Source organism: Hymenobacter baengnokdamensis, assembly GCF_008728635.1.
GTDB classification, from domain to species: Bacteria; Bacteroidota; Bacteroidia; order Cytophagales; family Hymenobacteraceae; genus Hymenobacter; species Hymenobacter baengnokdamensis.
This window is the reverse complement of the sequence record NZ_CP044285.1, coordinates 2,307,188-2,320,886: the sequence shown is the minus strand read 5'-3', so window position 1 is coordinate 2,320,886 and position 13,699 is coordinate 2,307,188. Positions and strand designations below refer to the sequence as shown.

Below are 13,699 nucleotides of genomic sequence, written 5' to 3'. Positions count from 1 at the left end.
ATGTCTTTGCCTGCCGCCCCGGCCCCCCCAGCGGGTGACTCCTCAACCGACCTGCACACGCTGGCCAGCCTGTCGGAGCACAACCCCAACCCCATCGTGCGCCTTGATGCCACGGGCCGGCAGCTTTATGCAAATGTCGCGGCCCGGACTCTGCGCCACGGCTTGAGCCGGGAAGAGCAGGTGCGGATACGCCGCCAGCTGCGAGCAGTAGCCCGTAATGGCGCACCGAACCAGGAAATTCAGGTAGGTGAGCGTTTTTTTATGTTGCAGGTGGCGGCTACCGAGCCCCCTACCGGCTGCATAACCCTGTACCTGGCTGAAACTACGGACCGCGTTCGCGCCGAGCGGCAGCTTGCCGACCAGCAAGCCTTTATGAGCGCTATTCTGGATGCTACTCCCAGCTTAATCTTTGTGCGCGATGAGACAAAGCAAATGGTGTTCGAAAACCGGGCAACCACCGAGCTGCGCCGCCAGCTGGGCTACCTGCATCCAACACATGCCCAGCCCCCTACCGCCCGGCAGGCTGAAGAATGGAAAGGATATATAACCACTGATGCATACGTTTTAGCTACCGGCGAGCAGATAACGGTGGAGGTGCCTACTACGCTGGCTTCGGGCGAGGTACGCTATTTCTGCACTATCAAGCGGCTGCTGGAGCGGCCCGATGGCACCCGCCAGGTGCTGGTACTCAGCAACGACATCACGGAGGAAAAGCTGGCCACCGATACCCTCGCCCGGCAGGAAAAGCAGTACCGCGACCTGATGATGCACTCGCACGCGCTCATCTGCACCCACGACCTGCAAGGCGAGCTGCTTTCGGTAAACCCGGCAGCGGCCGAGCTGCTGGGCCGGCCGCTGTCGGCCCTGCCGGGCTGCCTCCTGCACGAATTGGTAGCCCCCGACCACCGGCCCGCAGTAACGAGATACCTCCAGGGCTTTGCTACCACCGATAGCCAGCGGGGCACACTGGCTATCAACGATAACCAGGGCCGGACCCGGTACCTGCTCTACGACAACTACCTGGTGCGCGAGGCCGGCCAGCCGCTTTACGTGATTGGCTACGGCCAGGAAATTACCGAGCGCGTGCTGGCCGAGCAGGAGCTGCTGCGGGCCAAAACTGCGGCCGAAGCAGCCGTGCGGGCCCGCGAAAACTTTCTGGCCAATGTCAGCCACGAAATCCGGACGCCCCTCAACGGGGTGCTGGGCATGGCCAGCCAGCTTGGCAAAACCTTGCTCGACGGCCGCCAGCAGGAGTTTGTGCGCACTATCCGCCACGCGGGGCATCACCTGCTGCACGTTATCAACGACGTGCTCGACATGGCCAAGATTACCTCCGGCAAGCTGGAGATGGAATCGGTGGCGTTTAACCTCTGCGACTCGATGGGCGAAGCCCTACGCCCTCTTATTGCGCAGGCCAATGAAAAGGGCATTCACTTTGCGGGCACGCCCCTGCGCACTACCTGTAGCTACCCCTGGGTGCTCGGCGACCCGCACCGCCTCAACCAGATTCTTATCAACCTGGTAGGCAATGCCTTGAAGTTTACCGACCCAGGCGGGCGCGTGCTGGTTATTGGCGAGCAGCTGGCCGAAACTGCGACAACCATCACGGTGCGATTCAGCGTGGAAGACACCGGCATTGGTATCGCGCCTGAAAAGCAACAGCTTATCTTTGAAGGGTTTACCCAGGCGTATTCCGATACTACGCGGCGCTTTGGCGGTACCGGGCTGGGGCTCAGCATTTCGCGGGCGCTGGTTGAGCAGCTGGGAGGCCAGCTCATGCTCAGCAGCGTGCTCGGGCAAGGCAGCACCTTTGCCTTTATGCTGACGCTGCCCAAAGCTCCCGCTCCCGTAACAGCGGCGCCGCTCGTCGACGCCTACGACACCGGGGCCCTGCGGGGCCGCCGGCTGCTGGTAGTTGAAGACAATGAGATAAACCGTACCGTGGCCCGGCTGCTCTTTGAGGGCTGGGGAGCCATAGTGGAAGAAGCCAAAGACGGCCTGGCCGGGGTGCACCGCGTGCGCGACGAAGCACTCTACGATGTGGTGCTCATGGATATTCAGCTGCCCGGCCTCAATGGCCTCGACGCTACGGCCGCTATCCGGGCGCTGCCCGACCCTCAGCGGGCCAACATACCTATCGTGGCCCTTACGGCCAATGCCTTTCGGGCCGACCGAGACCGCTACCTGGCCGCCGGCATGAATGCGTGCCTGGCCAAGCCTTTTGAGGATGAGGAAGTGTACCGCACGCTGGCGCAGCTGCTACCTGCCCCGGCCGACGCCCCGGCCTACGACCTGGCCAAGCTGCGGGTGCTGGCCCGGGGCCGTGAAGAATTTGTACTGAAAATTATTCGCTCGTTTTTGCGCAACATGCCCGAGAGCCTCGCCCAGCTACGCCAGGCCGCCACCGAAAACCGCTGGGGCGAAGTTGCCAAAATTACCCACCACATCAAGCCCAGCCTCGAATCGGTGGGTATGCACCAGGTAGCCGCCGCCGTTGAGCAGCTCGAAGCGGCCACCCCCGCCGACTACCCGCATCTGCCAGCCGCCGCTTCTCACCTGGCTACCCATATCGAGCGCGTATTAGCACAGCTGGCCCACGAGCTGCCGCAGGAACAAGGTGGGTAATAAACAGCGGACCGCAGGTAGCAACTACTTTTAATTACTAATCTGTCACTTAGGAAAATACGCTAAAAAAACTAGTCATCCCTAAGTAAACGCCAGCTGAAAACGACGCCCTTTAGTTACAACGCATTGCTAACCAAGCGTTAGCGGCCCTATTACCCATTCCTCAGAGGCTGCGCAAATGGCGGGTAAATTCTTCCTGGTAAGACTTGCCAACCGGCACTTCGCAGGAGCCGATTTTTAGTACATTGTCTTCAACTGCCTCAATGCGCTGCATATTGACGATATAAGACCGGTGCACGCGCACGAAATGAGCAAATGGCAGCCGCTCGCTCAATACCTTGAGTGTGAGGTACACAATGTGCTTCTGGGTAGGCGTAACCAACACCGAATAAGTAGAGAGGGCCTCTATGTAGAGCACTTCGTCAAAATTTACCTTTATTGAGCGGGTGCCTACTTTCACAAAGAGCTCAGGGGCCACCGCCGGGGCCGGCGCAACGGGCGGGGGCCGGCGGGCCACGGGGCGGCGGGCCGCCACTACCTTGGCTATCGCCTGGCTAAAGCGGGCGGGCTCCACAGGCTTCACGAGGTAATCGATGGCCTGCATATCGAAGGCGGCTACCGCAAAGGTGCGGTGGGTGGTTACCAGCACGATAGCGGGCGTGGGCTTGGGCAGCAGCCGGGCCAGCTCCAGGCCCGTGAGGGTGGGCATCTCCACATCGAGCAGGAGCAAGTCGCAGCGTCCGCCCTTGCGAAAAAAATCGAGGGTTTCGAGCCCGCCTGGCAGCGAGGCTACCAGCTTTAGCTCGGGCGTCAGGTCAACCAGGTGCTCCAAGGTGAGCCGGTTGATTTCATTGTCATCGACGATGATGCAGGTGAGAGGAGCAGCAGGCGTCATAATAGAAGGGGTGCCAATACAGACCGCTGGTTGCAGACTATTCCTTACGAAGGTACCGGCTGAAAGGCTGCCTTCCACGCTGGACAGGAAACCGGGCCAACGACTTAGAGCGACTTCCAGGTTAGTGTACGGGGCGGGCTGCCGGCAGCCCGCTGCTCTCAAACCGTACAGCAGCTGCCAACCTATATACGAACCTGAGAGCCCCTCTGGTACGTATTGCGGGGCGGTGAATAACCTCCTGTAGAAGGGAGCAGCAAGCTACTAGTCGCTGTTCGGTCAGCTGATGAGCTTGTTTCACTCACCAACTTAAAAACGCCCGGCGTGCTACACCGGGCGTTTTTCGGGGGCTATTGCCCGGTGCTACAGCTGCACGTCGCCGCGCAAAAAGGTAACGGCGTAGCCCCCAATGTCGACACGGTCGCCGCGCAGGCGGCACCACAGCTCGCCGCCGCGCGCCGACTCCTGGCGGGCAAACATATCGGTTTTGCTTAATTTTTCAGCCCAGAACGGAATGAGCGTGCTGTGCGCCGAGCCGGTTACCGGGTCTTCGGGCACGCCAACCTCGGGGGCGAAGAAACGCGACACAAAATCGACGCCATTGCTGCCGGGCGCGGTGGCAATCAGGCCAATATAGCCCAGGTCGATAAGGGCAGTAAAGTCGGGCTTAAGCGCCAGCACCTCATCGGCGTGGGCAAACTCAACCACCAGGTCGCGCGAGGCCAGCACGGCCCGCGGCGTGGCCGCGCCAGGCCCGAGCGACTGTATCAGCACTTCGGGGTGCTCGGCCAGGGCCAGCGGGCGCGGCGGGCGGCTCGGAAAGTCGAGCACCAGCTTACCATCGGCTTCGCGGCGCACCTTCAGCAGGCCGCTTTTGCTTTGAAACACGATTTCGGGCTTGGCAAAGCCCCGCTCATTCCAGAGTACGTGGGCGCTGGCCAGCGTAGCGTGCCCGCAGAGGTCAATCTCAAACGTCGGCGTAAACCAGCGCAGGTGAAAATCGGCTTCCTGGCCGCTGAGCGGAGTAAAAAAGGCAGTTTCGGCCAGGTTGTTTTCGGCCGCAATCAGCTGCATGGTTTCGGCCGGCAGCCATTCGTCGAGTGGGCATACTGCCGCGGGGTTGCCGGTGAAGGGCCGCCGCGCAAAGGCGTCGACCTGGTAGATGGGAATAGTCATGGAGAGCTTGCTTGGGTGGGTGACATTTCTGGCGCACTACATTTGGGGGGAGCTTGCCAGGGAAAACAAGTACAAAGATGCAGCCGGCTGCCAAGCGCCCGGCACTTACAAATAAGAAAGCCACCAGTATGAGTGCCGCTGCTTATAGCCCTGGTACCAGCGGCAGGGCCAGTACATCAGCCCCACCACGCACCCCCACACCACGTAGGCCCGCAGCAGGCTGGGGTGGTAGCCGGCCGGCCAGTCTTTAACCGGGGCAAACGAAAGGTTAATGGCTTTGCCAAAGGCCAGGGTAGTCCAGATAAATGCTCCCCCGCTCACCAGGCAAAAATGCAGCACGAAGTAAAACAACGGCACCCGCCCATATATACTCAGCCAGCGACCAAGCCGGCCGGGCAGGCCCTCGGTTGCCGACAGCAGCAGCAACGCCACGCCCAGCGTGAGGCTCAGAAACAGCAGCGACGGCGGGTACTTGGTGACGTCGAGAAACGATAGCAGGCTATACCCCGGCCCCCGCGGCTGCGTACTCCACGGCGCGGGGTCGCCGTACCAGTTGGTGGCGCGCAGGCCTACAAAAAGCAGCAGGGCAGCCACGCCCGCTAGGCGCAGCCAGCGCGTGCGCTGGGCCAGTCCGGCGCGGAACCACGGCCCGGCCGCATAGCCCGCGGCCATCACGGCCGTCCAGGGCAGAATAGTATAGGCAGCCAGCAAAGGCACCGGGCTCATCTGGAAGAAGGCGGGCCCCCCGTAGAGCAGCGCCCAGAGCAGGTTGCTGGCCGTTACGGGCTGGGCCGTAGGAAGCAGGTGCTGGCCGGCAATCATGGCCAGCGCCAGGGTAACCAGCAGCCAGCGCGGCAGCCAGATAAGGCCGGCCAGCAGCACCATGCTCCAGCCCAGCACCCAGATTACTTCCAGCAGCACCAGATTGTAGCCCCATTGCAGCAAGAAGTTGATAAGCACCAGCTCCAGCACGACCAGCCAGAGCCCCCTCGTCAGCAAAAACCGGCTCACTTTGCCCCGGCCTGCTTGCTTTTGCTGATATAAAAAGATGCTCACTCCGGCCAGAAACACAAACGTGGGAGCGCAGAAGTGCGTAATCCAGCGCGTCAGAAACAACAGCGCCGAGGCGTGGGCCACGTCTTCGGGCCGCACCCTGGTAGCGCACCAGAACTCCCGAATGTGGTCGAGCGCCATGATAACCATCGCCAGGCCGCGTACTACATCAACGGCCGGCACGCGCGTGGTAGCGGCCGGCCCGGCTGGCAGCGGCAATGAAGTAGTGGCTTGCAACATACGCAGGAGAGTGACAGTTGAGGCCGAAAATATACTACTCCAACTCCCTAAGTCAGCTCTTTCACACTTATTATTAAATATTTACTATATTATAGCCTAACACAATTTCGCTTACGCGAAAGAAAATCAGCGTAGTTTCCAGGTCGGTATTCGGGGCGGGCGGTCAGCTTTTTGGCCGGTAGTCCGCTCGTCTGGCGCGCCCGACGTTTAGGCGCCAAGCGGACAGCCGGCTCAACCCCGGCAGCCCGCGCCATGCGCTTCCGGTATGCCACCTGTAAAACGCCGTAGTATCTATTCGAGTTGAATGCCAAGGTTATCTGGCGGTTGTAGCGGCGCATCCTGGCGTCTCAGCGTTGAACGATACCTGAACGAGATTTTTCGGGCGGCGCGGACACCAAAACGCAAAGATGCGTCTTTACACAGGGGGCCTGCCTATTCTGGCTAACCCAAACTGCTTCTTAATCATCAGCTGTCCCGTTACGGCCAGCTTGCCCACAAAAAAAAAGGAGCAGCCTACCGGGTGGTAGACTGCTCCTTTTTGTCGAAAGAAAGTCGAACTAAACGAGCGACACCTTTACTGCGTTCGGGCCTTTTTTGCCCTGAGCAATTTCAAACTGCACTTTGTCGTTCTCGCGAATTTCGTTTACGAGGTCGGTTACGTGGACAAATACGTCCTCGCCGGTGCTGTCTACTTTGATGAAGCCGAAGCCTTTGGTTTCGTTAAAGAATTTTACGGTTCCTGTCTGCATGATGCTAGGAAAAATGGTGAGAAAGCAAGCAGCAGCGAACCTGTTTTATGAATGCAGCAAGCTGCATAAATGGTACTGACACGTGGCGATTTGCCTTTTAATGCTGTAAAGATACGGTCTATTTGGTAGATGGCCCCCGCCTCATACGCTTAATTAGCTGGCCACGACACAAGAATTTTATGTAAGCAGCACATATTCAATGATTTTTAGGCGAGTAGCATACCTGTCAGGAAAGCCGGGAAGCTGATACTAATAAGTAACCAGGGACTGAAAAAAGTACTTTTCGACGAAAAAACCATATAACTGGGCCCTTCCAGGTGCGCCGTGGACAAGACACCTGCCCCAGCGACTGGGCCTAGCTGGTGGCACCCGCGCTGCGGTTTACGTAACTACACTTTTCCAAGCAGCGGCGGCTGCCTACTATCTCGCCACCATTTTTATTCTACCTGATGGCCCCCGATTATAAGCCCATTGCGTGCGGATTTTACGACGTGCTGGAAGCGGCTGCCACTTGCCGAAAGCAGGTGTATCTGCAATACTTTAACGACTTGCGCGAGCTGTGCCAGGGGCCGAGCACCATCAATACCTTTTTTACCCGCGACCACGCCGAGTTTGCGCAGCTGGCGTCGGGCGAGGAAATAAGGCTCGACCGTATCATTCGCCTCGACGACACGCCCGCGCCAGACTTTGCGGAATACCCGGATTTTCGCTGCGGCTGTTAGCCACGCACGCACTGGTAGCGCACGAAGCGGCAACTCACGCTACGCTTTAGGGCTGCTCGGCTGACCAGTGATTTTATATTGGTTTCCCCTGCTGTCTACTAAATATAGCCTTTGGCAATTATAGCACGAGCTGCCGCGAGCTGGCGGTCATAAACTCGCTTAGTACTTGCTGCATGGTTGAGCCGGCCCCGGTTTGCACCAGCTGCGGCGGGGTGAGGTAGCCAGGCAGGCTCAGAAAGTAGTCGCTGGGCAGCGGCGCAAAGCTCATATGCCAGCCCGTGAACTCGCGCCGGGGCATAAAGCCATCGGCCAGCCTTTCGAGGCGGCCGTGACGCGGGTCGGCGGCAATGCGGGTGTATAGGGGGCGCACCGCGCCGGGACAGCCCTCCAACACCTGCATAAAGCGCCCGCCACCGTACATGAGGACGCCCGTAATATTTGCTTTCTGATTGAAACACCGCGACCGCCGCAGCAGTTGCACTAATTCCGCCTCCCGGAAGTCAACAATGGCCGTACTGATATAGACGATGCTATAACAACCTTCTGGTTCACTATTCATGCTCAACGCCTCGGCGTAATTTTGAATATTTCTGAGGCCTTGCTGCTAATGGCTTACTGAGAAAAAAACAATTTATTCTGGCTGCGAGTACAAATTTACACTACACCGCGCTAATCTCTTTTACATGAACTTAAAAACTTTTCCTGCCAAACCCCTTACTGCCGATATCGTACTCATTGGGGCAGGCATTATGAGCGCCACGCTGGGGATTCTGCTTAAGGAGCTGGACCCCGGCCTGACGATTGCCGTGTATGAGCGCCTCGACGCGGTGGCGGCCGAAAGCTCGGATGCCTGGAACAACGCCGGCACTGGTCACTCGGCTTTTTGTGAGCTCAACTACACGCCCCAGCGCCCCGACGGCAGCATCGACATTTCGAAAGCTGATAAGATTGCCGAGCAGTTTGAGCTGAGCAAGCAGCTCTGGGCCAGCCTTGTGCAGGGCGGCCAGCTGCCCGACCCCGAAGCATTCATCCATAGTATTCCGCACATGAGCTTTGTGTGGGGAGCTGAGAACGTGGAGTACCTGCGTAAGCGCCACGCCGCGCTGCTGGGCTCGCCCCTGTTTGCCGGTATGGAGTTCAGCGACGACCCCGCGCAGATTGAAAAATGGATTCCGCTGGTAATGGACGGCCGCGACCGCAGCCAGCCGGTAGCGGCGACGCGCATGGCCATCGGAACCGACGTTAACTTTGGGGCCCTCACGCGGGCGCTGTTCACCCAGCTGAGCCAGCAGCCCGGCGTCACGTTTGAGCTAGGGCAGGAAATAGAAGATTTCCGGCATAAGGCCGATGGGCTGTGGCGCGTAAAAGTGCGTAGCCGGGCCACCGGCAAGAGCCGCAAGGTGCGCACGCGGTTTGTATTTATCGGGGCGGGCGGCGGCTCGCTTACGCTGCTCGAAAAGTCGGGCATACCGGAGGCCAGCGGCTTTGGCGGCTTTCCGGTGAGCGGGCAGTGGCTGAAATGCACGCGCCCCGACGTTATTGCGCGGCACAACGCCAAGGTTTACGGCAAGGCCGCCGTCGGCTCGCCGCCCATGTCGGTGCCCCATCTCGATACCCGCCAGATAAACGGCCGCCGCGAGCTGCTGTTTGGTCCTTACGCCGGCTTCAGCACCAAGTTTTTGAAGAAAGGCTCGTACGCCGACTTGTTTCGCTCGATTGAGCTGGGCAATATCAGGCCTTTGCTATATGCCGGCGCCCGTAATATTCCGCTTACCAAGTACCTTATCGGCCAGGTATTGCAAACGCCCGAGCAGCGCATTGCGGCCCTGCGCGAGTATTACCCCGAGGCCCGCCCCGAAGACTGGCAGCTCGAAGTAGCGGGCCAGCGCGTGCAGGTTATCAAAAAAGACAAAAAGGCTGGCGGCGTATTAGAATTTGGCACTGAAGTAGTTACTGCGGCCGATGGCTCGATTGCCGCGCTGCTGGGGGCTTCGCCGGGGGCCAGCACGGCCGTCAGCATCATGCTCGACCTGGTGCAGCGCTGCTTTCCCGAGCAAGCCGCCTCGCCCGAGTGGCAGGCTACTTTTCATCGGCTGGTGCCCTCCTTTGGCCAGCCCCTGGCCGCTAATGCAGCCCTTACGGCGGCCGTGCGGGCGCACTCGGCCGAGGTACTGAAGCTGGCGTAGGGCCCGGCGCTTTCTGGTTTTTAATGCATAATAAATGATGACCTGCCTGCTACTCATTGATGTTCAACCCGATTTTTTGCCGGGCGGCGCGCTGGCCGTGCCCGACGGTGATGCTATCCTGCCGCTGCTCAACGACTTGCAAACGCATTTCGACCTGGTAGTAGCTACCCAGGACTGGCACCCGGCCGGGCACCGCAGCTTTGCCAGCGCCCACCCTGGGCAGGCGCTTTTTGCCGAGATTGAGTGGCAGGGCCTGCCGCAGCGCCTCTGGCCCGACCACTGCGTGCAGGGCTCACCAGGGGCCGCCCTGCACCCGGCGCTGAGTCTCGACCGCGTGGAAGCCATTTTTCGCAAGGGCACCGACCCCGAACTGGATAGCTACAGTGCTTTTTCTGACAACGGGCACCGCCGTGCCACCGGCCTGAGCGCCTACCTCCGCGCCCGTGGCATTACGCAACTATTTGTGGCCGGGCTGGCTACCGATTACTGCGTGTACTTTTCGGCTAAAGATGCGCGCCGCGAAGGCTTTGAGGTAACTGTGCTTGAAGATGCTACCCGGGGCATTGCCGCCGAAACTATTGCCGCCGCCAAAGCCGATTTGCTGGCACAGGGCGTGCGCTTTACGCAGGCCCGCGAAATGCTGGCGAAAAGCAGCAGAAAAGAGCGCCCGGCTTCACCGAGCGTAGCCTAACGCTCTTTTTGCTGTTTTTCAAGTATTTATGGGTTTATCGTCACGATGCTGCCGTCGGCATTATGCGTTAGCTCGGTCACTTTTACGTTGCGCAGCCAGGTTTTATTGCTCAGCTCCGTGTCGTGGTAGAAGATATACCATTTGCCTTTCACCTCCACGATGGAGTGGTGGGTAGTCCAGCCTTGCACCGGGGTCATGAGCACGCCTTTGTAAGTGAAGGTGCCGGTGGGCGAGTCGCTCACGGCATACACCAGCAGGTGGGTATCGCCGGTCGAGTAAGAGAAATAATACCTGCCCTGGTACTTATGCAGCCAGCCGCCTTCAAAAAAGCGCCGCTTCGTATCGCTCGCCAGCAGGGGCTTGCCGGCTTCATCCACTATTTTCAGCTCCTGCACCGGGCCGGCAAAGTGCTGCATATCGGCGCTTAGCCGGGCCACACGTGGGCCAATCGCCGGCTCGTTACCGTCGGGCTTTTTATCCGGCGCTTTAGGATTATAGGTACCCGTAGCCCAGCGCTGGAGCTGCCCGCCCCAGAGGCCGCCAAAGTACATATAGGCCTTGCCATCCGCATCGCTAAACACGGCGGGGTCGATGCTGTAGCTGCCCGCGATGGGCGTAGCCGCCGCCTTAAAGGGCCCGGTAGGCGACGGGCTAGTGGCCACCCCGATACGGAACACGTCCTGCTTGTCCTTCACCGGAAAGTAGAGATAGTAAGTGCCATCTTTAACGGCTGCGTCGGGAGCCCACAGCTGGCGGCCGGCCCAGGGAATATCTTTGATAGCAAGCGCCACGCCGTGGTCAGTCACTTTACCACCCACGCTGTCCATCGACAGCACGTGGTAGTCGCGCATGGCAAAGTGGTCGCCGCTGTCATTTTCCGGGATGCCCGACTCGATGTCGTGCGAGGGGTAGATGTAAATCCTGCCGTTGAAAACGTGGGCCGACGGGTCGGCAGTATAGATACTTGTAATCAGTGGCTCAGCTAGGTATTTGGCAGTAGCTGAGCCAGTTGTGGCGGCCGGGGCCGCTGGGGTAGTAGCCGGCTGGTCGGCCTGCCGGGCAGGTCGGCTTTGGCAGGCAGCCAGGGCCAGCGGGGCGGCCAGCGCGAGCGCCGAACGGCGAAAAACGAGCTTATGAAGCATGAGTAGAAGCTGCTGCTTTGGTGGGGCCGCAAGCTACACGTCAGTTTTTTGCCCTACCTATCGGTTTCGTTTAGATAGGGTTACCCGCTTTGCCAACCCTGAAAAGCAACTCCTGCAGCCGCTACTCCGCCGGCTGTTACCCGTTCATTTGCTTGAAGCGGGCATCCAGCTCGGCCCGTGATGCCTGCCGAATGGCTTCGGAAGTGCCAAAGCCGACTTCCTCCTCCCCGGCTGCCAGGCGTGCCACAATGCTGTCGGCAAACTCATCGACCGGGGCCGCCCAGGTGTGCAGGCCCACTCCGCCCAGGTCGGTATTGACGGCGGGCGGCACTATTTCGAGCACCCGAATGCCAGTATCGGCCAGCTGCCGGCGCAGCGAGAGCGTAAACGAGTGCAGCGCGGCCTTCGTGGCGCTGTAGATGGGCGCGGCGGCCATCGGAGCAAACGCCAGGCCCGACGATACGTTGATAACCACCGGCTCGCGCTGCTGGCGCAGGTGCGGCAAAAGCAGGGCGGTGAGGTGAATGGGTGCTTCCAGATTAATGGCAATTTCCTGGCGCTGCGCCTCCCAGGCTGCCAGGTCGGCGGGCAGTTCAGCCAGCTGAAAGCGGTTTTGGATGCCCGCATTATTGACGAGCACATTCAACCCCGGAAAATCGGCCACTACGCGCTGCACCAGCTGCACGCGGTCGGCCGCCACGGCCACATCGCAGGCGTAGAAATGCAGGCCGGGTACCTGCTGCTGGGCCTCGCGCAGCTTGTCGGGCCGGCGCCCGCAGATGATAACCTGGCTGCCCGCCTGCACAAAGCGCCGGGCCAGGGCCAGCCCAATGCCGGTAGCGCCGCCCGTAAGGAGGATAGTATTAGTAGCGAGATTCATATTTTACCGTTGTTTGGTGCGGGTTGGCTGATTAAGTAAGAATTTTGGCAAAAGTTTACCTAATCGTTGCGAAAACTGTTACGAGTACTCATTCTTTTTGGCCGCCACTCCCCGCCAGCCGCCTCTTTATGGAAACGATAACTGCTGCCACCCCAGCCGATGCCCCGGCCCTGACCGCCCTCATTAATCGTGCTTACCGTAGCGAGCAGGGCGGCTGGACCGCCGAAGGCCACCTGCTCGAAGGCCCGCGCATCGACGAGGCCGGCTTGCTGGCGATGCTGGCCCTGCCGCACGCCCAGCTCTTAAAAGCCGAAACCGACGGCATTCCCACGGGCTGCGTGTACCTGGAGGCGCAGGGCGAGGTACTCTACCTGAGCCTGCTGGCGGTAGCGCCCGAGGCGCAAGCCCACGGCCTGGGCCGGCAGCTGCTGGCCGCCGCCGATGCCTACGCCCGGCAGCTGCGGCGCACCAAGGTGCGCATGAGCGTGCTGGCCGCCCGCCCCGAGCTGCTGGCCTGGTACGAGCGCCACGGCTACCAGCCCACCGGAGCCAGCGAGCCTTTTCCGGCTACCACCCGCTTTGGCCGCCCCCGCCAGCCCCTTACCCTACTGACACTGGAGAAAAATATAGATAATTCCTAATATTTATGACGCGACTCCCGGGGCTACGTTAGCTGTTGCACCAGGGCCAGCAGCTCGCGCTGAATGGCCTGGGTATGGTCGTGGGCATACCAGGCGTGCAGCTCCCGAATGAAGTCATCGTGGCTCATGCCTTCGGCTTTGAGCTTGGTTATCAGCGCCTGAGCGGCGGCCGGGCGTGGTCCCCAGTGCGTGGCTTCGGTGAGCGTATCGGCGTGCAGCACCACCAGCTTGGGAATAGAGCGGCTGGTGCCCGTGAGGTAGCGGTCGATGAGGTCGAGGTTGTGGTCGCGCAGCACGTAGGCGGTGCGCACGTGGCCGGCGCTGGCCTGGGCCACGGCTTCGAGCACGGGCACAATCTGGGCCGCGTCGCCGCACCAGCCTTCGGTAATAATCAGCCAGCAATAGCTTTGACGCAGGGTAGCTACGGCAGTGGCCAGCTCGGGCAGCACCTTCACGGTTTTATCGAGGCGGCTCATGCGCTGCACGTTGAGTTGGGCATAGGCCAGCAGCTCGGCCGACTGCTCGGGGCCGGTGGTTTTGCCTTCGGCCAACAACTCATCAAGCAGCTGGCGATAAGCTGGGTAAGAATAGGCGGCGGCCAGGCGCGCGGGGCTCACAACCGGGGCGGAGAGTGTAGGAAGCATAAGCGTAAGCAAGAGAATGCGGCTATAACAAGCCAACTCCTCTTTTGGCTGACTGCTG

13 protein-coding genes are annotated in these 13,699 nt (G+C 60.2%); 5 read left to right on the top strand and 8 right to left on the bottom strand.

Features of this window, described 5'->3' with window-relative positions; translation table 11 throughout:
* Entirely contained in the window at positions 1–2,625 is a 2,625-nt protein-coding gene (locus tag F6X24_RS09910; RefSeq protein ID WP_151087841.1) for a hybrid sensor histidine kinase/response regulator, read from the top strand.
* Positions 2,626–2,788: 163 nt separating this feature from the next.
* Here F6X24_RS09910 and F6X24_RS09905 read toward each other — a convergent pair whose 3' ends face one another.
* The 4 genes from F6X24_RS09905 to F6X24_RS09890 all read right to left on the bottom strand — a co-directional run bounded on the left by F6X24_RS09905 (position 2,789) and on the right by F6X24_RS09890 (position 6,735).
* A complete protein-coding gene (locus F6X24_RS09905; protein ID WP_151087840.1) occupies positions 2,789–3,520 on the bottom strand; it encodes a LytR/AlgR family response regulator transcription factor in 732 nt (243 codons plus the stop codon).
* 360 nt (positions 3,521–3,880) lie between these two features.
* Entirely contained in the window at positions 3,881–4,693 is an 813-nt protein-coding gene (locus tag F6X24_RS09900) for a PhzF family phenazine biosynthesis protein (protein ID WP_151087839.1), read from the bottom strand.
* Between the two features lie 105 nt (positions 4,694–4,798).
* Positions 4,799–5,986 carry a DUF1624 domain-containing protein gene (locus tag F6X24_RS09895; RefSeq protein ID WP_151087838.1) on the bottom strand — a complete coding sequence of 396 codons (1,188 nt, stop codon included), beginning with the start codon at positions 5,984–5,986 and terminating at the stop codon, positions 4,799–4,801.
* Positions 5,987–6,543: 557 nt separating this feature from the next.
* Positions 6,544–6,735: a cold-shock protein gene (locus F6X24_RS09890; RefSeq protein WP_151087837.1), complete on the bottom strand. Its 192-nt coding sequence runs from the start codon at positions 6,733–6,735 to the stop codon at positions 6,544–6,546.
* A 449-nt stretch (positions 6,736–7,184) separates the two neighbouring features.
* Here F6X24_RS09890 and F6X24_RS09885 point away from each other — a divergent pair, with 449 nt between their 5' ends.
* Positions 7,185–7,457: a hypothetical protein gene (locus F6X24_RS09885; RefSeq protein WP_151087836.1), complete on the top strand. Its 273-nt coding sequence runs from the start codon at positions 7,185–7,187 to the stop codon at positions 7,455–7,457.
* 118 nt (positions 7,458–7,575) lie between these two features.
* On the opposite strand, the gene F6X24_RS09880 is transcribed toward F6X24_RS09885, so the two are convergent.
* Entirely contained in the window at positions 7,576–8,016 is a 441-nt protein-coding gene (locus tag F6X24_RS09880; RefSeq protein ID WP_151087835.1) for a BLUF domain-containing protein, read from the bottom strand.
* A gap of 124 nt (positions 8,017–8,140) precedes the next feature.
* On the opposite strand from F6X24_RS09880, the gene F6X24_RS09875 reads away from it, so the two are divergent.
* The gene (locus F6X24_RS09875; RefSeq protein ID WP_151087834.1) at positions 8,141–9,643 is read left to right on the top strand and encodes a malate:quinone oxidoreductase; all 1,503 of its coding nucleotides are present in this window, start codon (positions 8,141–8,143) and stop codon (positions 9,641–9,643) included.
* Between the two features lie 34 nt (positions 9,644–9,677).
* Positions 9,678–10,334: a bifunctional nicotinamidase/pyrazinamidase gene (gene pncA / locus F6X24_RS09870; RefSeq protein WP_317132478.1), complete on the top strand. Its 657-nt coding sequence runs from the start codon at positions 9,678–9,680 to the stop codon at positions 10,332–10,334.
* A gap of 26 nt (positions 10,335–10,360) precedes the next feature.
* On the opposite strand, the gene F6X24_RS09865 is transcribed toward pncA, so the two are convergent.
* Positions 10,361–11,476 (bottom strand): glycoside hydrolase family 43 protein, encoded by a 1,116-nt coding sequence (locus F6X24_RS09865; RefSeq protein ID WP_151087833.1) that lies wholly within the window; start codon positions 11,474–11,476, stop codon positions 10,361–10,363.
* A gap of 136 nt (positions 11,477–11,612) precedes the next feature.
* Positions 11,613–12,356: an SDR family oxidoreductase gene (locus tag F6X24_RS09860; protein WP_151087832.1), complete on the bottom strand. Its 744-nt coding sequence runs from the start codon at positions 12,354–12,356 to the stop codon at positions 11,613–11,615.
* Between the two features lie 128 nt (positions 12,357–12,484).
* Between F6X24_RS09860 and F6X24_RS09855 the strand changes: the two genes are divergently transcribed.
* On the top strand, positions 12,485–12,997 hold the full coding sequence (locus F6X24_RS09855) for a GNAT family N-acetyltransferase (protein WP_151087831.1): 513 nt from the start codon (positions 12,485–12,487) through the stop codon (positions 12,995–12,997).
* A gap of 23 nt (positions 12,998–13,020) precedes the next feature.
* Here the strand turns inward: F6X24_RS09855 and F6X24_RS09850 are convergent, their stop codons facing one another.
* Entirely contained in the window at positions 13,021–13,641 is a 621-nt protein-coding gene (locus tag F6X24_RS09850) for a thioredoxin family protein (RefSeq protein ID WP_151087830.1), read from the bottom strand.
* Positions 13,642–13,699: the final 58 nt, after the last annotated feature.